The 24,418-nt window shown below is 45.4% G+C and carries 28 protein-coding genes; 2 read left to right on the forward strand and 26 right to left on the reverse strand.

The genetic code is table 11. The features are described from left to right. The 5 genes from NSS94_RS14280 to mtrB all read right to left on the reverse strand — a co-directional run bounded on the left by NSS94_RS14280 (window position 1) and on the right by mtrB (window position 3,464). Entirely contained in the window at window positions 1-867 is an 867-nt protein-coding gene (locus tag NSS94_RS14280; RefSeq protein WP_341039524.1) for a UbiA-like polyprenyltransferase, read from the reverse strand. Next, entirely contained in the window at window positions 860-1,588 is a 729-nt protein-coding gene (locus NSS94_RS14285) for a demethylmenaquinone methyltransferase (RefSeq protein ID WP_029517332.1), read from the reverse strand. The genes NSS94_RS14280 and NSS94_RS14285 overlap by 8 nt, the downstream gene beginning before the upstream one ends. Before the next feature lie 9 nt (window positions 1,589-1,597). Beyond that, window positions 1,598-2,467 carry a heptaprenyl diphosphate synthase component 1 gene (locus NSS94_RS14290; protein WP_029517331.1) on the reverse strand — a complete coding sequence of 290 codons (870 nt, stop codon included), beginning with the start codon at window positions 2,465-2,467 and terminating at the stop codon, window positions 1,598-1,600. A gap of 116 nt (window positions 2,468-2,583) precedes the next feature. After that, window positions 2,584-3,135 carry a hypothetical protein gene (locus NSS94_RS14295; protein ID WP_029517330.1) on the reverse strand — a complete coding sequence of 184 codons (552 nt, stop codon included), beginning with the start codon at window positions 3,133-3,135 and terminating at the stop codon, window positions 2,584-2,586. A gap of 98 nt (window positions 3,136-3,233) precedes the next feature. Beyond that, on the reverse strand, window positions 3,234-3,464 hold the full coding sequence (gene mtrB / locus NSS94_RS14300; RefSeq protein WP_013310730.1) for a trp RNA-binding attenuation protein MtrB: 231 nt from the start codon (window positions 3,462-3,464) through the stop codon (window positions 3,234-3,236). 54 nt (window positions 3,465-3,518) lie between these two features. Between mtrB and NSS94_RS14305 the strand changes: the two genes are divergently transcribed. Further along, window positions 3,519-3,794, forward strand: coding sequence for a hypothetical protein (locus NSS94_RS14305; RefSeq protein ID WP_069012696.1), 276 nt, complete (start codon window positions 3,519-3,521; stop codon window positions 3,792-3,794). A gap of 71 nt (window positions 3,795-3,865) precedes the next feature. Here NSS94_RS14305 and NSS94_RS14310 read toward each other — a convergent pair whose 3' ends face one another. The 5 genes from NSS94_RS14310 to NSS94_RS14330 form a co-directional block, all read right to left on the reverse strand. After that, window positions 3,866-4,138, reverse strand: a complete 273-nt coding sequence (locus NSS94_RS14310) for an HU family DNA-binding protein (RefSeq protein WP_013310732.1) — start codon at window positions 4,136-4,138, stop codon at window positions 3,866-3,868. Window positions 4,139-4,385: 247 nt separating this feature from the next. Next, the gene (locus NSS94_RS14315) at window positions 4,386-5,372 is read right to left on the reverse strand and encodes an ABC transporter permease (RefSeq protein ID WP_069012697.1); all 987 of its coding nucleotides are present in this window, start codon (window positions 5,370-5,372) and stop codon (window positions 4,386-4,388) included. After that, window positions 5,369-6,886: a sugar ABC transporter ATP-binding protein gene (locus NSS94_RS14320; RefSeq protein ID WP_341039526.1), complete on the reverse strand. Its 1,518-nt coding sequence runs from the start codon at window positions 6,884-6,886 to the stop codon at window positions 5,369-5,371. Before NSS94_RS14320 ends, NSS94_RS14315 begins: the two co-directional genes overlap by 4 nt. A 66-nt stretch (window positions 6,887-6,952) precedes the next feature. After that, window positions 6,953-8,068: a sugar ABC transporter substrate-binding protein gene (locus tag NSS94_RS14325; RefSeq protein ID WP_340885733.1), complete on the reverse strand. Its 1,116-nt coding sequence runs from the start codon at window positions 8,066-8,068 to the stop codon at window positions 6,953-6,955. A 240-nt stretch (window positions 8,069-8,308) separates the two neighbouring features. Next, a complete protein-coding gene (locus NSS94_RS14330; protein ID WP_069012699.1) occupies window positions 8,309-9,241 on the reverse strand; it encodes a zinc-binding dehydrogenase in 933 nt (310 codons plus the stop codon). 131 nt (window positions 9,242-9,372) lie between these two features. Here NSS94_RS14330 and NSS94_RS14335 point away from each other — a divergent pair, with 131 nt between their 5' ends. Next, window positions 9,373-10,278, forward strand: a complete 906-nt coding sequence (locus tag NSS94_RS14335; protein WP_069012700.1) for an MmyB family transcriptional regulator — start codon at window positions 9,373-9,375, stop codon at window positions 10,276-10,278. A 196-nt stretch (window positions 10,279-10,474) separates the two neighbouring features. Here NSS94_RS14335 and spoIVA read toward each other — a convergent pair whose 3' ends face one another. The 16 genes from spoIVA to NSS94_RS14415 all read right to left on the reverse strand — a co-directional run bounded on the left by spoIVA (window position 10,475) and on the right by NSS94_RS14415 (window position 24,377). Further along, entirely contained in the window at window positions 10,475-11,953 is a 1,479-nt protein-coding gene (gene spoIVA / locus NSS94_RS14340) for a stage IV sporulation protein A (RefSeq protein ID WP_023989182.1), read from the reverse strand. 38 nt (window positions 11,954-11,991) lie between these two features. Further along, window positions 11,992-12,129, reverse strand: coding sequence for a hypothetical protein (locus NSS94_RS14345; protein ID WP_013371690.1), 138 nt, complete (start codon window positions 12,127-12,129; stop codon window positions 11,992-11,994). 244 nt (window positions 12,130-12,373) lie between these two features. Beyond that, a complete protein-coding gene (locus NSS94_RS14350; RefSeq protein WP_069012701.1) occupies window positions 12,374-12,724 on the reverse strand; it encodes a 2Fe-2S iron-sulfur cluster-binding protein in 351 nt (116 codons plus the stop codon). 39 nt (window positions 12,725-12,763) lie between these two features. Then, on the reverse strand, window positions 12,764-13,414 hold the full coding sequence (locus NSS94_RS14355; RefSeq protein ID WP_023989184.1) for a hypothetical protein: 651 nt from the start codon (window positions 13,412-13,414) through the stop codon (window positions 12,764-12,766). Window positions 13,415-13,591: 177 nt separating this feature from the next. Then, window positions 13,592-13,867, reverse strand: a complete 276-nt coding sequence (locus NSS94_RS14360; RefSeq protein WP_013310741.1) for a stage VI sporulation protein F — start codon at window positions 13,865-13,867, stop codon at window positions 13,592-13,594. A 166-nt stretch (window positions 13,868-14,033) separates the two neighbouring features. Continuing rightward, window positions 14,034-15,074 (reverse strand): NAD(P)H-dependent glycerol-3-phosphate dehydrogenase, encoded by a 1,041-nt coding sequence (locus NSS94_RS14365; RefSeq protein ID WP_029517324.1) that lies wholly within the window; start codon window positions 15,072-15,074, stop codon window positions 14,034-14,036. Further along, complete coding sequence (gene plsY, locus NSS94_RS14370) at window positions 15,067-15,675, reverse strand: glycerol-3-phosphate 1-O-acyltransferase PlsY (protein ID WP_029517323.1); 609 nt, start codon at window positions 15,673-15,675, stop codon at window positions 15,067-15,069. The genes NSS94_RS14365 and plsY overlap by 8 nt, the downstream gene beginning before the upstream one ends. Before the next feature lie 11 nt (window positions 15,676-15,686). Next, window positions 15,687-17,009 (reverse strand): ribosome biogenesis GTPase Der, encoded by a 1,323-nt coding sequence (der, locus tag NSS94_RS14375; RefSeq protein WP_013310744.1) that lies wholly within the window; start codon window positions 17,007-17,009, stop codon window positions 15,687-15,689. 147 nt (window positions 17,010-17,156) lie between these two features. Next, on the reverse strand, window positions 17,157-18,383 hold the full coding sequence (gene rpsA / locus NSS94_RS14380; protein ID WP_029517322.1) for a 30S ribosomal protein S1: 1,227 nt from the start codon (window positions 18,381-18,383) through the stop codon (window positions 17,157-17,159). A 120-nt stretch (window positions 18,384-18,503) separates the two neighbouring features. After that, a complete protein-coding gene (locus tag NSS94_RS14385; protein WP_013310746.1) occupies window positions 18,504-19,097 on the reverse strand; it encodes a lysophospholipid acyltransferase family protein in 594 nt (197 codons plus the stop codon). Beyond that, the gene (gene cmk / locus NSS94_RS14390; protein WP_322251811.1) at window positions 19,094-19,801 is read right to left on the reverse strand and encodes a (d)CMP kinase; all 708 of its coding nucleotides are present in this window, start codon (window positions 19,799-19,801) and stop codon (window positions 19,094-19,096) included. Before cmk ends, NSS94_RS14385 begins: the two co-directional genes overlap by 4 nt. Window positions 19,802-19,930: 129 nt before the next feature. Then, the gene (locus NSS94_RS14395) at window positions 19,931-20,590 is read right to left on the reverse strand and encodes a flagellar brake protein (RefSeq protein ID WP_322251810.1); all 660 of its coding nucleotides are present in this window, start codon (window positions 20,588-20,590) and stop codon (window positions 19,931-19,933) included. Between the two features lie 165 nt (window positions 20,591-20,755). Then, window positions 20,756-22,141, reverse strand: coding sequence for a germination protein YpeB (gene ypeB, locus NSS94_RS14400; RefSeq protein WP_340885743.1), 1,386 nt, complete (start codon window positions 22,139-22,141; stop codon window positions 20,756-20,758). Between the two features lie 263 nt (window positions 22,142-22,404). Beyond that, a complete protein-coding gene (gene prsW, locus NSS94_RS14405; protein ID WP_341039530.1) occupies window positions 22,405-23,100 on the reverse strand; it encodes a glutamic-type intramembrane protease PrsW in 696 nt (231 codons plus the stop codon). Window positions 23,101-23,186: 86 nt separating this feature from the next. Beyond that, complete coding sequence (locus tag NSS94_RS14410; RefSeq protein ID WP_013310751.1) at window positions 23,187-23,801, reverse strand: genetic competence negative regulator; 615 nt, start codon at window positions 23,799-23,801, stop codon at window positions 23,187-23,189. Between the two features lie 198 nt (window positions 23,802-23,999). Beyond that, window positions 24,000-24,377 (reverse strand): hypothetical protein, encoded by a 378-nt coding sequence (locus NSS94_RS14415; RefSeq protein WP_029517316.1) that lies wholly within the window; start codon window positions 24,375-24,377, stop codon window positions 24,000-24,002. Between the last annotated feature and the right edge of the window lie 41 nt (window positions 24,378-24,418).

The raw sequence follows: 24,418 nt of genomic DNA on the forward strand, positions 1-24,418 counted from the left end.
TTAACGCACCACCAAATCAATCAGTGTAAAGGCAAATACGACAGTGCTAAGTACACCGTTCATAGTAAAGAATGCCGTCTGCAAACGACTCAAATCTTTTGGAGATACGATATAGTGCTCATAAAATAAAATAATGTACGAAATAATCATGCCCGCCAGATACCACCAGCTTAAATCTGCAATAAAGAACAGTACAATAAATCCGATCGCCGTAATGACGTGAAATGCCCGAGCGATGTTCAATGCACCTGCTACACCAAAACGGGCAGGAATAGAATAAACTCCTTCGTTTTGGTCAAAATCTATATCCTGACAAGCATAAATAACATCAAATCCAGCCGTCCAAAATGCGATCGTTAGATACAGAACGATAGCGGTCAAATCTATTTGTCCCGTTACTGCAACCCACGCGCCTAGTGGCGCCAAACCAATGGTCAGACCAAGTACAATATGGCAAAGCCAAGTGAAACGCTTGGTGTAAGAGTAAAAAACGAGCATAAAAAAGGCCAGCGGGAACAGCTTGAACGCCAGCGGACTTAACTTGAATGATGCCCAGAATAACAACACCAGACTGACGATAATGAAAATTACCACTTCGCTTGATTTAAGCAACCCTGCCGGGATAGCGCGTCCTGCTGTGCGCGGATTTTTCCCATCAATCACCCGGTCGATCATACGATTGAAGCCAAAAGCAGCGCTGCGTGCGCCAACCATAGCTAGCAGGATCCAGCCGATCTGCGGCCACGAGGGAAGGTTGCCTGTCATGACAACTGACCCCAATACAGCTCCCATGAATGCAAATGGGAGCGCAAATAACGTATGTTCAATTTTAATCATTTCCAAAAAAATAGCAATTTTCTTAAACATGCTGACTCTCCTTGATTCCAATGTGCAATGCCGCAATGCCTCCGGTGAGAGAATGAGCCTGAACATCCTTCAATCCGACTTCACGGAAGATGCCAGCCAACTCATCCCTTCCTGGAAAAAGCGCCAACGAATCAGGGAGCCATTTATACTGCTCATAACGTTTGGCGAACAATTTGCCGAGCATGGGCAAGATGTGTTGAAAATATGTGTAGTAAATTCCCTTGAACGGCTGCCAAGTAGGTTTGGACAATTCTAGACATACGACCTGCCCGCCAGGTTTGACGACTCGTTGCATCTCCTGTAACACGTGGCGCAGATCAGGTACGTTACGCAGACCGAAACCAATCGTTGCATAATCAAATGAATTATCTTCATAAGGCAGTTCCATCGCGTTGCCCTGAACAAGCTTAATTTGCTTTTCCCGGGATTCTGATATAATTTTACGCTCGCCAACATTGAGCATGTTCTGACTAAAATCGAGTCCTACGATGTGACCACTTTCACTTGCTCGCGCCATCGCAAGCGTCCAGTCACATGTACCACAGCAAAGATCAATTGCCGTATCGCCGCGACGCATGTTCATTTTTTTCATTGTAAATTTCCGCCAAGCCTTATGTCTGCGAAAGCTCAGTATATCGTTCATCAAATCGTATTTACCTGCTATGCTTTCAAACACGCCATGAACGAATTGCTCTTTCGGCTTGGTGTCGCTTGATCCCATCACGTTCACCTAACCTTCCCTCACAACTGGGTGCGGACTATTTAGCAGCTTTAGGAAAGGCTCAAGCATGCGTTCAAATTCCTCGATCCCTGTATTTTGATCATCTGACAGGATCTGCCGGATGTGTGTAACTGCCGTGCGAAGCTTGTCCAGTATCGCATCCTCGGCTTTGTATTTCAGAACAAGCTTACGCCATGCTTCAGTGTCAGTACCACTCTCTGAAAGCAACGCTTGCTCGTTCCGGTCCCCGTTACCATAAATATGCCAGAACATATATCCGAAACGGGACTTGTCCGGTTCTGTCCGCTTACCCCATTCCTCCATCAAGGTATCACAGAGGGCAAATTTGTTGAGAAGCTGCTTCCAAATTTCCTGATCCTGTTCTGCTACAAGTGAAGTGAATGATAAAAAAAGCTCCTTTTTGAAACGAACCATCTGAGTTAAATACTGAGTTGCATCCAGGCGGAATTGCTTCATTCCCCAGTACAGACTCATTTTCCCTGCGTTCACTTCACATACAGCATCACTCAGCTTCGAAATGGCCGTAATGCGGCCTGCCAGTGCAAGCAGCTGATAAAAACGACTGCTAAAATAGTCCCCAGCTAACACTTTCAGCTGTCTGGAACGCATCTCCTCCGGGCTCCGTATACCGGATAAAGTATCAATCATATCATGCGTATCCAGCCCCATCTGCACAAGTGAGGTTACCAATGCGTACAGTTCGTCCTCACTGGCATGCAGCTCCTGCGCATTCCGGTTCAAAAACACAAACATCAAACGGGTACGGCTGTCAGGAAAAGCCGGCATTTCCGTATGTTGTTGAATCATGTCGTATTCCACATATTTCCTTGCTAATTGGGGTACGCGATACGGTTTCATCCTAAGCCTCCGAGACATGACTTTCTGCTATACTCAAATAATTGCAATGCCTTATATTATATCACAATTTAAAATGATTCGCGACTAAAGTACTGTAGGTCCACCGGCAGAAACATCTAATCTGTATATACACCGTTAAACCTGTTTTGCCACATGGGCGTTACTGTAATGCGGAAACGGGATTTCAAATCCTCTGGCAATTCCGCGCCTTCCCGGCTTCTCAGCTGTTCCAATGCCTCGTTCGTCCACTCGTTCCGGCGTATATCGGATGCAAGCAGCAAATGACGTTCTCCTGACCATTCGTCCTGCGTCACCACCCGAAGCAGCAATTGCCGCACATTCGTCGTTCCGTAAAAGCTAAAAGCGGCAATCTCCGCCATGTTTTGATAAATCTCTAGCGGGGCAGTTTCTTCCTTGGACAGTTTGACATCCAGGGTCAGGACTGAATGTTCCCAGCTTGCGCTTGCAATCGGTGTAGTCAACGGTAGCTCATTCAGCGTATCCACCAGATTGTCATCTGACAGCAGCACCCGTTGCTGAGGCGAAATCGTCGCCTGTGTCTCACGAACTGCTGCGGTTCCTGAGTCCAGCACTTGTAAAGACGGCAGCAACACAGCTGCTGCGATGGTTATGAGAATGGAGCCACCGAATACAATCCAAGGTTTCATCAGAGCCTCCCCTGACCTCTACCTCATAATGTGGGTTTGCTACGGTAAAGGTCCTCACTCTCATTCTACAACAAAAAAAAGCAGGCTATGCCTGCATTTTAATCCTCCGTATCTACTACCCCGTGCTTGGTCATCACAACGGCTTTGCCGCGAATTTTAATAGCAGAAGTATGATCCGTAAATTGGACAATCAGTACCTCGCCCTTGTCCAATTTTTCTGAATGATGCAAGCGTGTATCCTGGCCTCTGGTCAAACCAAATACCTGACATCCGTTGCTTTTCGCTTTAATTACGACGTACTCACTGCTACCCGTCACGTTATCTTCCATATCCTTTTCCTCCCTGAGAGCCGAAGCTATACTTTTTATGATGGAGATTCAAGCTTGTTTTGTCAACTACATGCTTCCCGTGCTCCTGCAACAATTAGCATGTCCCGAGCCATACTATCCGTGCAGTCCCATCTATTAAAGAAAGGAACGGATCTGATGAAAAACTACCTTCCCGCCAATCTCAGTCCTGCCCAAATCGAACGGCTTCAACAGCTGGAGCATGAATTTGCCGAGCTAACAGGTGAACCCCTAGTGCTGATCGCTTATGCCTCGCGAAACGGCAGGGCAGCTTCCTCTTCTCCAGTCCATAGCACCCCTACCACGAAGTAAACAGGACAAAAAGAAAAGGCCGTGAATCAAATTCACGGTCTTTTCAGCGCATTGGGAATATGTAAGAAATCTTATTTAATTCCGTCTTTAAGCGCTTTACCCGGTTTAAATGCCGGAATTTTGCTCGCAGGGATTTCGATTTCTTCTCCTGTTTGCGGGTTACGTCCTTTACGTGCGGAACGTTCACGAACCTCAAAGTTCCCGAAACCTACCAGTTGCACTTTATCTCCGCTTTGCAACGCTCCAGAGATCGCCTCAAATACTGCATCGATTGCTTTGGTTACGTCCTTCTTGGACAATTCAGTGCTTTCAGAAACCTGATTGATCAAATCCGTTTTATTCAACATATTCACCTCCCAATTCAAGTGTAGTCCAGCATTTAGGTTATCGGTGTTAATGACCGATATGAGGTCGCCTGTATAAAATAACCCGGGCGGCGTACTGCCTTCCATAATGTTATCATCTGTTTCCGTTTCGTCGTTAAATATACATAGAATATACCTAACCTCCGCAATATAGGCCGAAACTGGCGTTTTATGGCACCCTGCTTGCGTGGAACAAGGTTTATAGTAATACAGTCCACAGACAATTTCAAGTACGACGACGGTTTAACACATAAAAAGTAACGGCCAGCGCAAGTACCAGCACTACTCCTTTGACAATATCATGGGCGAAATATTGCACATTCATCATCGTTAGTCCATTAACCAACACACCGATCAAAACTGCACCAATAAATGTACCAATGACATTGGGTTTACCAGCACCAAAGACCGAAAAACCGACGAATACTGCAGCTACCGCTTCCATGAGCAAGGGGGAACCCGCGTCAATTTGGCCTGAGCCTACGCGCGAGGCATACAAAATACCGGCAATCGACGCAAATACACCTGAAGCAACATAGGCCAGAGTACGGACTTTTTTTACCCGTATACCCGACAGACGAGCAGCTTCCTTATTTCCACCCGTTACATACATTTGACGCCCATGCTTTGTATAGGTCAAGAAAACATGCACTGCCGCCACAGCCAGCAACAGTAAAATAACCGAAATCGGGATACCCAACCATTTACCTTGCCCCAGCAAAAGAAATGCAGGAGATATCTCCCCCGGCGCCTTGCTACCATCGGGAAACTGCATATGATTATATATGGTATAGCCCTGTGCGTACGTTTTGTGAATCCCGCTTACAATATACATGATTGCAAGGGTTGCGAGCAAATCAGGAATACGCAGTTTAATGATCAATAATGAATTCAACAGTCCTACCAAAGCGCCGACAATCAGAGACACAATAATGACCACCGCAACAGGCTGCTCATACCAGACCATTAAAGAAGCGGAAACGACCGTTGTCAAAGATACTGTAGCTCCCACCGACAGGTCAAAACCGTCCACGATAAGTGACAATGTCACACCAATGGCAACGAAAGTCACAATGGCAATCGAGCCAAGAATGTCCATTAAATTATCATAAGTCCAGAAATAAGGTAATGTAGATGAAAAAAACGCCAACACACCTATAATGACAACTACGGCACCGTAACGAAATGAGACGTTTAACCATTTTTCCTTCATGAATGCACCTCTTCACCCCCGCTGGCATACAACAGAAGCTGTTCCTGTTCCACTTCGCCCCGAGCAAATTCCTTTATAATTTTGCCATCATACATCACTGCAATCCGATCACCAATGCCAATCCCTTCAGCAAATTCACAGGTTAGATAAATGATCGCTTTTCCTTGCTCCGCCAACTCACCAATGATACGGAAAATATCACTTTTTGCCCCTATATCTACACCCTTGGTTGGCTCGTCAAAAACAAATACATCCGCTCCGGAATGCAGCCATTTCCCAATAGCAACTTTTTGCTGATTCCCGCCACTTAAATATTTAACATTCTGACGGAGCGATGGTGTCTTAATACCGAGAGAGGCGACAATCCCATTACCGTTATTTCGTTCTTTACGTCGACTGATGAAACCAAGGACACTCAGTTTGCCCAAAAGCGGAAGACTAAGGTTTCTTTCCACACTCTCCTCAATTAGCACCCCCTGCTTACGTCGCTCCTCGGGTATGGACACAATTCCTTGAGCTACCGCATCCGCTGGTTCCCTCAATCGAATGGAGCGACCTTTAAAGGTCAGCTCTCCCTTATCCGGCTTGTCTGCTCCTGTAAGAAGTCGTGACAGCTCTGTCTTGCCTGCACCAACCAAACCCACAATAGAGAGAATCTCACCACATCGGACCTGTACATCAATGCCGTGCACTCGTAATCCTTTGTGAAGCCCTTTCGCTTCCAATACCGTTTCACCAATCGGTACCTCTGTTTTTGGGAATTCCTCCTCAAATGTTTTCCCAAGCATATGCGTAACGATGTCACCTACACTTAAATCAGACGCAGGTCCCGTGAACACGCGCTCACCATCACGCATCACCGTAACACGGTCACTGTGTTCGATAACCTCCGGCAATCGGTGTGTGATGAGGATACATGCAACTCCCTCATCCTTGAGTGTATGGATTGTGCGGAACAAACGTCGCGTTTCTTCTTCGCTGAGCGGCGCCGTAGGCTCGTCAAAAATGATGGCATTGGCTTGCTGTGTCAGAATGCGTGATATAAGTACAAGCTGTTTTTCTGCCAACGTCAATTCAGACACATATCGTCGCACGTCAATATCTACCTCCAGACGTGCTAATGCCTCACGCGCTCGTCTGCGCATAGAAACCGGTGCAGTCCACCATCGACCATCAGGGGCTGACAAATCGTCCATTACAATATTTTCAGCAACAGTTAACTGTGGTACAAGCGCTGAATCGACCTCCTGATACACACAGTGAATTCCCGCTCTTTTGGCCTCCCACGGTGAACTAATGTTCAGTTCCTTGCCACCAACTACGATAGCTCCCTGATCGGAATGATACGCACCGGACAGAATCTTCATCAATGTACTTTTCCCTGCCCCGTTGGCGCCCAGCAGAGCGTGAATCTCGCCACCCTGCACCGTAAAATCCACGGCTCTCAGCGCATCTACACCAGCAAACTGTTTGCTAATTTTTTTCATTTCCAATGTATATACTTGTGAACTCATGGTGCCCCCTCACGCCTGCTTATGATAAAAGCGCGCCGAAGCGCGCCTTTGAGTTATGCAAACATTTTATTTGGACGTTTCATATTCCTTCATCCAATCCTTATAGCCCTGTTCGCTTTGGCCCCAGCCCTTCACATATTGGGACAGCTCGGATGTGGAAATTTGCTTATCCGGCAACGCTTCGCGTTGCACATATACAGCCTTCAGTACGACTTTCTCCTCCGGATTATCCCCATGCAGCTTCTGATATGCATAGCGCACTTGTACGCGCCCGATATCTGTTGGATCTACGGCTGCCGAGGCCACCCAAGGGTTTTTCGGGTCTTGGATCATTTGCAAGTCCTCGTCGCTCATGTCAATGCCGTAGACTTTAATTTCCGTACGTCCCGCTTGTTGGATGGCACGGGCTGCGCCTTTGGCAAATTCATCCCATGCCGCCCAGACGGCTGTAATTTCGCCCTTAGGATATTGCTTTAATACAGCTTCCATTTTGGCTTGCGTATCCAACGCAGGATTCTGAGCCGAACCAAAAGTCGCAATTTCTTTAATATCCGGATTGGATTTCAAAAATGCACCATAAGCAACCTGACGACGTTCCATCGGCGCAAATCCGGCAACCCATACTTTCACAATGTTGCCTTTGCCACCGATATCCTTCTTCATTTGCTCCAGCGTTAGCTCAGCCATGCTTTGGTCATCCTGTGAGAGCACTACCGCACCCGGAACATTGACGGCAGCATCGAACACGATAACTGGAATATTGCGGGAAACTGCTTTTTTTAGCCCTGTTTCCAGTAATGCATCACCGTGATCAGTCAAAATGACATCAAACTGCTGGTTAATCGCACTATCAAGCAGAGAAGCCATTTTAGCCTTATCGTTATCTGCCACAAACTTAGTCAGCGTACCGCCAAATTTTTTAACTTCCTCTTCCACACCTTGAACATACTGTTGCGAAAATGTGCCCGTGTTAAACTCCATGATCAACGCAACCCGTTTACCCTTTAGATTTAAGTTGTCCGTTTTTTCGTTTGTTGTATTCGATTCCGCAGTGCTTGTCCCTTGAGTGCCGCTCTCTGTTTTCGGCACGCCACATGCAGTGACCAGCAAAACCAGCACCAGTAGCATGATACCTCCCAGTCCTAGCTTTTTGTGTCTTTGGAACTCTTTTTGGATATCCATAATTTCATTTCCCCCTCGTTCAACCACAAAATGATTCAAATTTGATACTTAATATATCGCTTTAAACCAAGTATGTTTTATGAAATATAGAAAAATTTCTGTTTTATAGGCCAGAATACAAAAATCAACCGTCCCCGATTGAATACCGGAAAACGGTTGCTGCTTAAATTTGAAATCAAGGCGGAGCCTGGGTCGAAGATACAATCTGTCTGTTTATTTTAAATAGGAGAACGCTCACATCTAACTTATTTGGAGCACTGCTTTACCGGAAAATTTCCGATCTATCAGTTGTTGGGCTACAGCTCCAATTTCCTTCCACGATGCCTCCACTTCGATTTTTGGTACTAACTGGCCTTTTGATACAAGCTCACCTAGTAATTTTAGATCTCCCGCTGGGGAATAACGATTTATTTCCTCACCTAGAAAGAAGCAATACAAAGTTCTACCACCTAAGCCCCTAATATTAATCGTTGCGTAAGGTGAGGACGAATGTCCCATGGACACACATATCCCCTCTGGCATAAGCTGAGGTAGTAATGCAGCTAGCGTATCCCCACCTACTGAATCCACAATGAGATGATAAGGTCCGAATGTATCCAGCGAGGAAATCGCCGGATCGCCAACGATAACCTCATTAGCACCAGCCTCTTGAACAAGTAGAGCTTTTTCCTCTGTTCTGGCTACACCTACTGTAAAAGCTCCTGATTGCGCCGCTAGCTGATGTGCAAAAGTCCCAACTCCGCCAGTCGATCCAGATATCAATATTCGCTTACCGAGCAGCATTCCTCCTTTTCGAAGTGTATAGAGCGCTGACAGACCGGCTACTGGTAAAGTAGCAGCCTGGGCGAAGGTAATATCATCAGGAAATTCAGCCACTAATGAAGTAGGAGCGGCAATTTGTTCGGCCCATGCTCCCATCGGGAGAAGTCCTACGACACGGCTTCCTTGTTTCGGGCCCGTGCCATCTTTGGCTTGCTCGATGACAATCCCGGCAAAATCCCATCCTGGTCTGCTCTGTCTTCCATGATTTCTTGCATCTACAACTTCACCCCGATTCAGAGAGAAGGCCTGTACTTGAACGATCGCTTCCCAAGGCTGGGCCTGCGGGACGGAAACTTCCTTTATTGCGAAATATCCTGAAGCAAACGGATCTGTTACAATTGCACGAACCATATGATCTCCCCCATCATTCTCATTGAGAAACCCTTGTAAATAGCTCCCCTTTTTCACAATGTAGTATACTGTAGGGAACTATCTGCACCAAGTGTAGAACTACACCTCATTATGAAAAGGATTGAAAAAGGATGACCATGCACAAGGACTTCCGATATAAAACATTAAAAAACGTTTTGGGAGAGATTGAAGCTGTTCGCATGAAGCGTCAACGGGAATATACTGAGCTATCACACCCGTTATTAAAACGATTTACTCAGCAGGAGCTTAATGATGAGGCATGTCCTACGTATAAAAATCTATTGGTTGGACGGTCTCGTCGAATACCGGACCGGCAAACGATAATCCATATTGCTGAGTATCTGGAGTGTACTTCACATGAGCGCAATGACCTTCTCCTCGCCGCTGAATATCTTCCGATCCATTACGAACTCGAAGGACGTTCTCTAGAGCTGGCGCTGGAGCAAACACAGCAAATCATGAGTAATTTGCCATTTCCGGCGATGATTGTTACTCATACCTTAGATATCAAAGGGTTAAATGAACCGTTTCGCCATTTATTTGATATTCCTTCCGATTCTTTTATGAATGGCAAACTGAATAAAGTAGATTTTCATTTTAACTCCGATTTTTCCATTCGTCCCCGTTCTACCTTCGATGCTGAGTCGTTCGAACAGTGGGAGTCTCATGCTATTTTTGGGATACAAGCTTTCAAAAGATATAACATGTTGTCCCGATACGACCATTGGTATACGAAGTTAATAGACAGATTTCAAAAATACGATGATCTTAATAAATATTGGAATATGCAGCCAAAGGACTCAGCAAGTGAAATTGAGCAACCCAAAATTATTTTGGCCAGAATGGGAACCGCGGACGATTTAGTCCCTATTCGCTACAAGCAAATTCATCTTTCTGTAAGTAGCCACATGTATCCTGGAATTGAAGTATACTTACCGATTGACGATCCTGCACGCATAGTATTTCAATATTGGGGTTGTCCAGCCGAATATCAGAACTACGCTTTTAATGAATAGGAAAAATTCGCCTACAGCACTTTACGAGTAACAAAAGCTCAATAAAAAAAGAGGTAATCCAGGACTTTATTTTCTCGTCCATGGCTACCCCTGTCTGGTTTTGGAGGTCAGTCTAATATTTTGTTTTTGCGAACCGTAGAGAGCAAATTGCTCTCCACGGTATTTCTCTTATACATTTTTTAGGTGTGGCTTACCCTTAAAGAATAATAGCAATGAGACCGCCGGAGCCTTCATTAATGATACGACCCAGCGTTTCCTGCAGCTTATAGCGTGCATTGTCCGGCATCATGGCGATTTTACCCTGAATGCCTTCCCGTACAATGGAATGCAGCGAACGTCCGAAAATGTCTGACTCCCAAATTTTGATTGGGTCATTCTCAAAATCTTGCATCAGATAGCGCATAAGCTCTTCACTTTGCTTCTCTGTTCCGATAATCGGAGCAAATTCCGATTCCACATCGACACGAATCATGTGTATAGAAGGTGCTGTCGCCTTGAGCCGCACACCAAACCTTGTACCCTGACGAATCAACTGCGGATCGTCTAGTGCCATCTCAGATAACGACGGCGCGGCAATGCCATATCCCGTTGTCTTGACCATTTCCAGCGCCTCGGCGAAGCGGTCGTACTCTCGTTTGGCATGGGCAAAATCCTGCATCATTTGCAGCAAATGATCCTTGCCACGAATCTCTACCCCGACGACTTCGACCAAAATCTGGTCATAAAGCTCATCGGGAGCATACAGATCAATTTCAGCTACGCCCTGCCCCATATTCATCCCGCTCAATCCGGCCCTGTCGATGAATTCATATTCCATAAACTGGCCAACCACTCGATCTACATCACGCAGGCGTCGAATATCTTTAACCGTATCGCGAACGGAATTTTCATAATTGCTACGCAGCCAGTGCTCTTCGTTCAGTACCATGACCCAGCTCGGCAGGTTTACATTCACCTCATGCACCGGAAATTCATACAATACTTCACGAAGTACGCCTGTAACATCATCTTCCGTCATCGTCGCCGCGCTGAGTGTCATGACTGGTATATCGTACTTGGCAGCCAGCTCACTACGAAGCTGGAGTGTTTCATCACTGCGCGGATGTGTGGAGTTGATAACCAAAACAAATGGCTTGCCAACTTCCTTCAACTCCTCAATGACGCGTTCCTCCGACTCTACATAAGAGCTGCGCGGGATTTCCGCAATCGTGCCGTCTGTAGTGACTACTACACCAAGCGTCGAATGCTCTTGAATAACCTTGCGTGTACCAATTTCTGCCGCTTCCTGAAAAGGAATGGGTTCTTCGAACCATGGTGTGGAGATCATCCTCGGACCATTTTCATCCTCGTACCCTTTTGCTCCTTCTACTGCATATCCTACACAGTCAACCAGACGTACATTCACATCCAGTCCTTCCGTTACTTTGATCTGGACGGCATTATTCGGTACGAATTTAGGCTCCGTCGTCATGATCGTCTTGCCTGCCGCACTTTGCGGCAACTCGTCTACGGCGCGGGCACGGTCCGCCTCACTTGTAATGTTTGGCAGAACAATCGTCTCCATAAACCGCTTGATAAACGTTGATTTTCCTGTTCGGACTGCGCCGACGACCCCAAGATAAATGTCTCCTCCGGTACGTTCGGCAATGTCTTTAAAAATGTCCACTTTCTCCAATGAAATCCCCTCCTCAAAAGTCTCCGAAGGAAAAATGCTTAAAGAGCATCCGCTTCGTGTTCAACCAACTGCTTGATCCCAGATGCGGCAGAACAGCCTTTAAAATGCCCGGAAGTCGTCCGCCGCCGAGATTCAGGAGACTGATGGAATCGGCGAAACGGCGTAAACTCGTACATGCATTTGGACTGATACCATCATATGTATCCCCTCCGTAAAATATGTTTAGTTTTTTGAAAAATAGATTACGACAGAGCGATCATTGCAGAAACGATATTTTACGTTTGGTTCCACTCACCTAATATATGCGGGGCAAGACTCTCCCATGACTTCGTCGCTAGATTAAATAAAAAAAGGATGTTTCTCCTGACCGTTTAGAGTCGTCGGAAACATCCTTTTTCTATTCTCCTGATATAATCGGCATTACCACAGTTCATCATCCAGCGCCTGACGCTCCAGTTGCCGTCTGATAGCCGCCTTGAGCCTATCCTCCGGTATGGTTACCTCCATATCGCCTTGGACACGTGCCTGGCAGGATAAGCGCATTCCTTCATCCAGTAAAGGCCCCAGCTTACGCTGCTCTGCATCGCTGGGTTGGTCTGCGAATTCAGCCCATTCCGGTGATATTTGTACCTTACACATCAGACAGGCTGCTTTTCCGTCACAACGAGTGGGGATATATACACCCGCTTTACGAGCAGCCTGAAGCAATGACGTACCCTGACCGACCTGTACGCGCCTACCTGACGGCCTAAACGTAATCTGCACATTCATGAATGGTCCTCCAGTTGTCTTTCTCCTAACACACACAACTTATACTTCATTGCCCATCTGGATGACGGAGTGCAACTCTGGCCAAGGCAGAAGTTCTACAAGCTTGTCCAATTGCTCCTCATTCCAAATATTACTGACTAGTAGCTGCTTCAGTACAATGATATGACGTCGCGGGTCGCGCTTCATGACTTCTGCAATCGCTTTATATCGGTCGGGTCGATTTCGCAATATATTGAATAAAAGTTCATGACTGAGCGGCATCAGACGCAGTGAAGCACTCCCCAGCTCAAGCTGAACACCAGCCGACCAAAGTAGTCGCTCGATCTCTAAGCGGTATAACGCTCCGTCACATAATACTTCAAATCCCCCCACCAACTCGACTGGAAATCCCTCCAGATCATAGTGGCTCAGCAATGAAACGTAAGAGCCGCTACGATCAACCTGCTGTCGATCTATACTTATACCTAGGGGGTGCGCATGAAGTTGCTTTGCTGCATGAATATCCGCATAAATATCAATGTCCCGAGGCAGGCGATCCAGTTCAACTTCATGTACAAGTAGTGAACAACTCCCGCCTAGCATCCACGGAACCGACACTGTTGACCAGTTCTCAGCCAAGCTACTCAGCGCAACTGCCAGATTGTGAGGAAGCCTGTCTACTAACACCGATGATATTGCCTCCTTCAACATTGTTTCCTCCTTTGCTGTCTTTCCTTCCGTTTCCTGATGGGCATCATTATAACATGTTCGACAGGGCAGTTCGATATTTTGTGTACTGTAAAAGCGGTTACCCACTCCAAAATATAAAAAAACCGCGAACCTTCCCGGTCCACGGTGAATAATACTAACTGGCGTGCGGCCAGCGGTCTATTTTTTCATCATCATTTTCATCAACGCTTCCATATTGGAAGGATTCATTCCGCTCTTTTTGACGGCACCAACAATATCCCTTACTGTATCTTCCGACACCGGAATGTTGGCCATCGCAGACACTTGCTTGATAAGCTGACGCAGTTGCGCTTCGCTTTGAAGCGTGTCCGCCTTTACCGTGCCTGCCAGCTTTTTCACTGCATTTTCGGATATGTTTTTGCCGCCTTTTTTGTTAATGGCCTTCAATGCATCTTTCGGAAAGTTTTTATTCATAATCTCCCCTCCTCCGCCATTGCTCAACTCAGTCTATGAGTGGCGGAGACAAAAGGTGATTAAGCGTACATAAGACATGCCAAACGCCTAACTAAAAAAGGCTATCTCATTATAGAAAAAATCTACCATGAGACAGCCTTTATATTATTAAAGCTCATCTGAGCCTTTAAGAATGCCATTGCTCCCAAGTCTGAAGTGGCATGACTTCCATCTCGGTCTTAGGGTCGCGACCCATCAGCGCCTCAACGGCCTTACGGACGTCACGTCCTTCAAACAGTACTCCATACAGTACCTCTGTAATAGGCATCTGAACACCTAATTTTTGAGAGATGGCGTATGCCGCTTTTGTCGTTCGAATCCCCTCTACGACCATGCCCATAGATTCCAGCACATCATCAAGCTGTTGGCCCTGTCCTAATAGTGACCCTGCACGCCAGTTGCGACTGTGACGGCTCGTTGCCGTGACCACTAGATCGCCAATACCAGCTAGGCCGGCAAAGGTTAATGGATTAGCCCCCATCTCAACTCCGGCACGGGTAATTTCAGCCAACCCACGGGTCAATAAAGCTGCTTTGGCATTATCACCGAAACCAAGCCCATCTGACATTCCCGCACCCAATGCGATAATGTTTTTTAGCGCCCCGGACAGTTCCACACCGAGCAAATCGCGGTTTGTATAGACACGGAAATAGGAGTTCATGAACAGCCCCTGAGCAGCCTGTGCAGCCTGCTCATTGGAGGAAGCTACAACGACCGTTGTAGGACATTTCCTCACCACTTCTTCCGCATGACTCGGACCAGACAGCACGGCAATATCGCCCTCCGCGACTTCCAGTTCTTCCGAGATCACCGTGGACATACGTTTAAGCGTTTCTGTTTCAAAACCTTTAATGGCATGCACTACCAGCATATCCTTGCTAAAATGAGCTTTCAGACTACGTGCTACCTGACGAGCAGCAGCAGAAGGAGATACGATTATCACTGCTTTAGCACCAGATACCGCAGTCTGCATATCAGTTGTAGCTGAAATGCGATCAGACAAAATAGAGCCCGGTAAATAATGCTCATTTGTATGCTTCTCATTGATTTCAGCTGCTTGCTGCTCGTTTCTCGTCCAGACAGAGACATCGTTGTTATTGGCCGCAAGAACGGAAGCCAGGGCTGTTCCCCAACTCCCCGCGACCAGCACAGCTATTTTCTCAGACAAGACGATCTCCTCCTTTGGAGCCAAGCTTATTCTCATTCCCCCGTACCAACTTGACTATGTTGGTACGGTGTCTCCACACAGCGAACAGACAAATGATTAGAGCCGTCCAGAATAACGGCCATGCAAAACCAAGCACGAGTAATATCCAAGGGGTCAAAATGACAAATATGAGTGATCCAAGGGATACGTAACGAGTCATTACAATTGCAAGTATCGCAATGATTCCGGCATATAGTGCGGGCAGTAAGGCAAGCGATGCCAATACACCAATAGCAGTCGCAATACCTTTTCCTCCACGAAAGTGAAAATATACCGGCCAGTTATGGCCCGCAATCGCCGCAATGCCGCACAAACCCGGTACCCAGGATGATTCCCCACCTAACCAGTGCCCTATTAGTACCGCAATAACCCCTTTAAGTACGTCCAGCAGCAGTACCAGAATAGCTGGGCCTTTTCCAAGCACACGCAGCGTATTCGTCGCACCGGCATTGCCGCTCCCATGTTGGCGAATGTCGATTCCTTTTAATTTTCCATACAGCAAACTAAAGCTGACAGAGCCAAGCAAGTAACTGAGTACGATGGCAACGATTTGTAAAATCAACCTATTCGCTCCTAACTTTCGTCAGACTTGCGCCGTGTAAAGATTCGAATTGGAGTTCCTTCAAAATTGAAGGCGGCGCGGATTTTGTTCTCCAGATAACGCTCATACGAGAAGTGCATTATTTCTGGATCGTTTACGAATACAACCATCGTAGGCGGCTTAACAGCAACCTGGGTCACATAGTTAATGCGCAGACGACGTCCCTTGTCTGTTGGTGGAGGATTGATGGCAACCGCATCGGAAATTACATCATTCAGTAAATGTGTCTGAATACGCAACACATGCTGCTGTGCCACATGCTGTACAACAGGAAGCAGCTTTTGCAGGCGTTGCTTCGTTTTTGCAGACAAGAACACAATCGGAGCATATGTCATAAACAAAAAGTGATCGCGAATTTTCGTTTCAAACTGATGCATCGTTTTGTCGTCCTTGTCCACGACATCCCATTTGTTAACGACAAACAGCGATGCTTTACCCGCTTCATAAGCATAGCCAGCAATGTGCTTATCCTGTTCAATGATGCCTTCCTCGCCGTTAATAACGACCAATACAACATCTGCACGCTCAATAGCACGCATGGCACGCATTACACTATATTTTTCGGTCGTTTCATATACCTTGCCACGTTTACGCATACCTGCCGTATCAATCAGTACATACTTTTGACCGTCTTTTTCAAAAGGTGTATCAATTGCATCACGTGTCGTACCTGCAATGTCACTAACGATAACCCGCTCTTCTCCCAGAATGGCGTTAACCAGTGAAGACTTACCTACATTCGGGCGGCCGATCAAGGCAACACGAATAACGTCTTCATCATAGTGATCTTCTTCCAGCTCAGGCAAATTGGATGTAATGGCATCTAGCAGATCGCCTATCCCTGTACCATGGCTACCAGAAACAGCGATTGGATCACCAAATCCATAAGAATAAAACTCATAAATCAGATCGGCGCGACTGAGGTTGTCCACCTTGTTGACAGCTACGATGATCGGTTTACCCGAACGATATAGCATTTGAGCAACCTCTTCATCTGACTGTGTAATTCCTGCTTTCGCATCACTCATAAATACAATTACATCTGCTTCTTCTATTGCAAGTTCGGCCTGCATACGGATGGATTTTAAAATGACATCCTCACCATCAATCTCAATGCCGCCGGTGTCAATAATACTGAAGGATTTACCATTCCACTCCGATATACCGTATATACGGTCACGAGTGATTCCGGGTTTATCTTCCACGATGGACAAACGATCCCCGATTATCCGATTAAAAATAGTGGACTTGCCCACATTCGGACGACCAACGATAGCCACAACGGGTCTTGCCATAAATTCACTCCTCCTGTCAATTCTTCCGCTATCATCATAGCAAAAAACATACCTATTGGCGATATGGTCACGTAACAACAATCGGCGAACCCTCTGGGTCCGCCGATGGTGTACGTTATGCATATTATAAAATGTATTGATTTAAACTCATTTAAATTTGTTCAGCTTATCGCCAAAACGCTCGCCGAGCGTGATGCTCAGACCGGAATTATTGAGGGAAACGTTAGGATTATTCAGTTCCTCACGAGGTGCACGAGATGCACGTGGTGCTCTTTCTGCTTTAGGAGCAGCTTCAGGAGCTTCCTCAGTTTCTTTAATGCTCAGGCTAACACGTTTTTCGGAAGGATTCATTTCAAGAATTTTAACTTTCACTTCTTGCCCTTCTTCCAGAACTTCTTGTGGAGTTCCAATGTGTTTGTGGGAAATTTGGGAAATATGAACCAAACCTTCCACGCCAGGAGCGATTTCAACGAATGCCCCGAAATTAACCAGACGTTTTACAACACCTGTTACGATGTCATTGTTGTTGAATTGTCCAGCAGCCGATTCCCAAGGACCAGGCTGTGCAGCTTTCATGCTCAGACTGATTTTTCCTTTTTCAGGATCTACTTTCAAGACTTTTACTTTCACTTGGTCTCCTTCAGAAACTGCATCAGAAGGCTTATCGACATGAGTCCAAGCAATTTCAGATACGTGAACAAGACCATCCACGCCGCCAACATCTACGAAAGCACCGAACTGAGTAAGACGTTGAACCGTACCTACGATTTCTTGGCCTTCTTTCAGCTCAGCCATTACTTTAAGCTTGTTGGCTTCGAATTCTGCTTCCAGAACGTCTTTTTGAGAAAGGATCACTTTGTTATTTTCACGATCCAGTTCTTTTACAACAACACGCAATGTGCGGCCTTTGTAATCACTGAAATCTTCTACGAAGTGACGTTCTACCATGGATGCAGGGATAAATCCGCGCAGACCCACGTCTACCACGATGCCGCCTTTAACGACATCATTTACAACGACTTCAAATACTTCTTTGCTTTCGAACAGTTGCTCCAACTTTTCCCAAGCATTTTCACTGTCGATTGCACGTTTGGACAGAACAAGTTTTTCTTTGCCATCGTCAATGCTGATAATTCTAGCTTCAACCTCTTGGCCTACTTGTACTGCTTCTTCTGCGTTATCCAGACCAGAAGACAACTCGCGAATTGGAATAATTCCATCGTATTTATATCCAATGCTTACTACCGCTTGGTTATCTTCCAATTTCACGATTGTACCCTTAACGGTGTCACCTTTTTTCAGGGAGACGATTTGATCGAGCTCGTCTTGATTTGCCGCTTCAGCAGCTTCTTGATTTTTAATTTCTTCCGACATGTCAATACCCTCCTCAATTCAAAAAAAACCATTTATTTAAACCTGCGCATGGCAGAGTTCAAAACATAAATAAACTTTTGTTCTAGTTTTCCGAGCTTAGACACAATTCATACAAGCCTTTCAGTTATTCGTAGGCTTACCCGTTTCCTTCATCGTGCGAATACGAGACATAATTGCTTCTGTTGCCAGTTCAAGTGGATCTCCTTCGATATCGGCACCCTTTTGGTAAGCGTCCAAATTGACAGGTTTACCGTATAACACTTTCGTTTTACGGAAAAGCTTGTAATCACCAATAATGGCGACCGGAACGGCAGCCGCTCCACTGCGTAGCGCAAAGCTTGCAGCACCCTTTTTACCGATTCCTCCAGCTCCTCTAGAACCTTCGGGAAAGATTCCCATAACCTTACCATCACGCAAAATGTTCAATGCCAACTTAATGGATTCCTTACTTACACCGCCACGTTTGACTGGAAAAGCTCCCAGTTTCCCAATTAGTGGACCCAGTACAGGAACATTAAACAGCTCGGCTTTTGCCATAAAGTGAACCTTTCGCTTCAGCAAAATACCAACTGTAGGAGGGTCAAGATTACTAATATGATTAGAACACAACAGCACTCCACCCTCAGCAGGAACATTTTCCCTGCCTACCGCCTCAAGTCTAAACAGAACGCGGTAAATGAGACGCAAAATACTGGCGCATACAGTATATATCATTGGCTGATCTCTCCATCCTTCTCCGTTAAGCAATAAGATACGATCGTATCAACGACATCCTGAATGCCCATTTGGGTCGTATCGAGCACGATGGCGTCCTCACTGCAACGAAGCGGAGATACCTCCCTCTCCTCGTCAAGCTTGTCACGTGCAGCAATGTCACGTTCCAGTTGCTCCAGAGTGATATCATCAGTTTCGCTCAGCTCTTTAAAACGGCGGGAGGCACGTTCCTGAACACTTGCGGTCATGAACACCTTGACTTCCGCATCGGGAAGTACAGTTGTTCCAATATCGCGACCATCCATAACGACACCCTTGCGTGCAGCCATCTCACGCTGGTTTTCAGTCAAACGAGTGCGTAAACCGGCAATACTTGAATACTGTGACACGTTGCTAGTCACTTCCATCGAACGGATCACAGTGGTTACATCTTCCCCGTTACAATAAACCTTTTGGCCTGTGGGGTCCGGTACTAATTCAATCACCAGCTCAGGTACATGTTGAAGCACTTTTTGTACATTTTCTGCAGGAATTTCCTTACGCATCATGTACCACGTTGCTGCTCGGTACATGGCTCCAGTATCTACATATACATAAGAAAGTGCTTTCGCCACCAAGCGGGCCACTGTACTTTTCCCTGCACCAGCAGGTCCATCAATGGCTACATTTATTTTGTTAATTGAAGATACATGTTGCCTTGCCAACAGGGAATTCCTCCTAACCTAACCTCAAGAAAAAAGCAGGCATTGCCTGCGACGTGAAAATTATACCACACATTTATAGGCGATGCAAAATAAGCGACAGGTTTACTAAAAAAGAAAAATTTCGGATGATTAAGATTTCCCCCGGAATTCCAGCTGTCTTTCAAAGCAATATTTAATCAGTTTTTGGCGCTCCTGATCAGCGATTTCCTCATATTTCAGCATAATGAGTTTGCGACCGTTTTCCATCTGCTGAATGCGCACAATTTCAGATTGGAACGGAACATGCTCCTGAGTACCGTTTTTATATGGAACTAAAATCCAGCAAGACAATGATTCTCCTTCTTCAAGATGATGAGTTCCCTGGGTGTGAAAAGAAACACCCCCGCCTCCTACATCATGTGTCTCTGCTACAAATCTGGACTCGTTCGCACCATGCTTTACAGCGATTTCCAAGTTGGCCTTAACCCGAAGAAAGTTTCGACGCTGAATTTTGCTGATGCTGTCTGGAGCAGGTTTGTGGATACGAATCATCCGGAGGATATCCTCTTTAAAACCCGTAACGTGGGTATTAAAATAATTTTTAATCCCACCCTCGCTCATAAAAAATATAGACAGTTCTTCCCCTAGAAACAATTTTTTCAAATGCCCACTTGTTTGTGACATAGGAATTTCAATTAAAAAGTTCTGTGACTCCTCTTCTGCAATACGAGACTTAAATTCAAAAATCTCGTCCTTATGGTCAGTACCTGCCACTTGTATGTATAACACATCATTAATTTTGGGAAACAAATGATCCACCATCCTTGTCCATTAAAAGCTCTAATTAAGGTATATAATACCACGACTTTGTGCCTATATTAAGCATAATATTTGTTTGATCTATGACTAAAGCACAAAAAACCTCCTTCATGAAGGAGGTTTAAAGTGACTATTGATTCATTTTCATGTAATCAACTAGGCATTACTTGCAGTAACCTGAGGTTCATCTGAATCTTTAACCTCTTCAATCGTTTCTTCCATCCCCGTATTGGCGTTAATGTATATCCGGTAAACGGAACCATTGATTTTACCACCAAATTCATAACAGAGAACTTCATTCGAAAGTTCATTTTCAATTAAGGCTTTACGGTGGTAAGTTTCACGAAACTCAGGATTCAATTTTGCTCGTGCTGCATTCAAATTCAATTTCGCTTGCGGTATGCGGCGGAGATGACTATGCTCATACACATAATCACTGGCTTGAAAACCGATCACTTGTCCGTTATCAAGGCCTGATCTGACTGCGATTTTTTCTGGATAGATAATCACATCCCCTTGTTGGCTCACAAATGTAATGTTAGCTAAATTCCCGCTTTCATCATACGCAACGGGCTTCATGTCTTTGTAACCTTTTTGTTCAAGGTATTCACTAGCATAGCGAATCGCTTCATTACGTGTTGCTTTTTTAGGACCTACTGCCCTCATGTCATGATAAGAAATAAGCTTGCCGCCTTTTTTCGTAAAATCCATACTGGCCACAGGCTGCTTCTTATTTAGCAGGGTAGCTGTATAAGATGCCCATTCCGTTCCTTTACCGTTTTCGTTCACCCTGATCTGACTTTCCGGTTTTCCTGTAAATTCAGCAGCATTTTGTTTAATTTGTTCTGCATTTACTGGCGGGAGACTCAATTTTTTCACAGAGCGTTTATCATAGATGCTGGCTACAGACGGTCCCCAATCCAGCTCTTTATAGTTTTCCACCTTTTTGTCCACGGTTTTAAAGCCATCAATAATGGTGTTGTCCTTCGGCCCAGTTTGAGAACCTGCCGCCATATCCACATCCGTCCAGCGCAAATTTTTGCTAATGACTTTCTGCTGCACTTCCTGCATGTTTTTCGAAATTTCTTTGGAATTGTTATACAACGTTTTCAGGTTCGAAATTTCTTTCTCGTTTAAAGGCTCGTGATCCAGATCACGGACAGCGGTCTGATACGAAAATGCAGATAGATGTGACAGCAAATCTTTAGCATGATTAAAAGGCATTACATTGAGGGGCAACTGATTAACCTCATTTTGAGCCTCACTTGTAATCCTCCACACGTTCATCAAACATTTGCGGTGCATCGCGTGTGAAGTATTATGGACAGCAACCGCGTTACCGAGTTGAGAATGCAGCTGATCCATATGAAACGACAAATCGTGAAACGCACGCTGGTATTGATTTTCCGCTTTTATCGACATGCTATTTGCCTGAAGAGACACCTCTTTTCTCATCTGGCTTTGCTGATAACCCCACACAAATGCTCCTATCATCATCAGGGTAACCACCGGGAACAATACGGAACTAAGTCGCTTATACATATTGGGAGTCTCCTTTCTTCAAGTACACTACCGATAGTGTGACAAGAAGAAAGCTCTCTTATGCATGGTTTTCCATGACTTCAACAATAAACTCACAGTTATCGCAAATACAGCGTTTAAAGCCGGTCTGAATCTGTCCTTGCTCTATGCGTCCTCTCAGCACAAAGCGTTCTCCGCATCTTTTACAATGAATTCTAACTTTTATACGCAAAAAAGACACCTCTTTCTCTAACAGGTTTGTCAGATCAGTGTGTCCCATTTTGTTACATGTTAACCTTTTCTTCCCGTTTTAACAAACGAAAAGGAGAACGGTTATTAGCCCGACTGATCTTCGCCATTCCTCCATACCATAGAAAGGCCATAAGTGGAATGATAAACCAGATCCAGTCATGCGAAAATTTCGTTAAAATCAAATCGTATACTCCGTGCCAGAACCATGGAAGCACCAATGACAGCAGCAACATGTATTTGCTCCTCAAGCCTTCTGAAAACTTGGCCTTCCCCATGTAGTAGCCCATCATTACGCCAAACATCGCATGACCGGATACCGGTAGCAATGATCTCATCAGCATCATGCTAACCGAAGCATGGCCCGCCCAGGCATATAACAGATTTTCAACCGTTGCAAATCCGAGTGAGACTGCGGTCGCATACAAAATACCATCATAAGGCTCGTCGAACTCGGTATGATTATAGATGATGTGATACAACAGAAACCATTTAAAAAACTCTTCCACTCCGGCTGAAATGCCGAACGCCTGGATTAACGTGTGATCCCCTAGCCAAAGCAGCAGCCCGCGTTGAAAAATCATGACAGGAAGAACCACCAAAAAGCCGAGCAAAAACACTTTAATAACCATGTGCAGTGGCTCCGAATCATACCTGTCCTTCAAGTAAAAATACATCAATAAGGCGAGACCCGGCGCTGTGGCTGCCGCTAAAACTGAAAACAGAAGCACCGATCATCCCTCCATAAAAATGAGTCGGCTCTGCTTTCAGCGCAGAGCCGACAAATTTACTTCGATATCACTTTTGATAAAATAAATCAAGAACGGCTGTCAAAATGAGTGCAGATGACAGCAACTGCCTGTTCAGGAATGACCAGTTTGCCGTACTCTTCCAACATAGCTGGTGTAACGGATGAGCCTTCTCCAAATTCAGCAAGAACCGCGATTAAAGCGGCAAGCTTGGACTCCTCTACTTCTTCTGGTTCCAAATGCAGAATCCATTTTCCTCTATAATGATACAGCTTACCTGCTTCCGTAGTGTTGCTACGAAGCATATGAGCCGCTTCTATGAGTACTTCGAAATCGCTAAACGCATAAACGATGGAATCACTATGCTCCAACGTGACTTCCATTTCGTAGACTTCCTCTGGAAGCTCCTCATCGGGACCCGAACCATACTGTTGATGGTCGTATTTACCCCGAGTGACGATAACAACCATTCCTTGAGCAGGAAGCGCAAAGACTTCGACAGCTAACGGTCCCGTGGCGTCGAAGCCCAGCTCACTGTATGCCTGATCCATCATTTCGGTAAACAGCTCATGAACTCTAGGAATTTCTTGCCACATATCGTCTTTTTGAATACCGCGTTCGCTCAAATCGTCAAAGGTAAGGAAAATCCGTATCTTGTCCTGACTTAATCTTTCTATTTTCATACTGGACCCTCCTCCTGGCAGCCGAGTGTTATTAACAGATTTATGATGCAATTATGATGCCTGTGATGAAAATGGTTCTATGTAATCATGTTATCATTTTATAATCGTAAATGCACGCAATAAAAAGATAAAAAAAAGAATCATTTGAACGGCTTTTACAAAAAAGCCGCAAAATGATTCGGAATAAAGGTTTCTGGGTTACAATCCCGGTACGGCTGTATGAGTTTCTTTCAAAATTTGCTCGACCTCACGTTTAACATCGGGACTTGTGCTGATGAAGTCTTTAATCAACTTCATATTCTCTTCTTTGTTCTTGGCAGTATGGGCGTTATAAGCGGTTTTATCTGTTTGTGAATGATGGTCTTGATCCTTATGGGTGTCTTCTTTATTGAGCGTAATCTCGCCCATCCCGGGGAATGCCGCGTCCATCATTTTAGTACGGGCTTGCTGCACTAAATTGCCGCCTTTTTTTCCACCTATGTCCATAGATAAGCCCAACATGTTGCGGTTACGGGAGATCATAGAGCTTGCGACAGCGCCCAAAACGATTCCCAGGAAAAATGAAGATGTTTTCACAATTAGAACCTCCCTTTGTGGTAGAATCAAGCATAGTGTTC

It is taken from the genome of Paenibacillus sp. FSL L8-0644 (genome assembly GCF_038008165.1).
GTDB classification, from domain to species: Bacteria; Bacillota; Bacilli; order Paenibacillales; family Paenibacillaceae; genus Paenibacillus; species Paenibacillus polymyxa_D.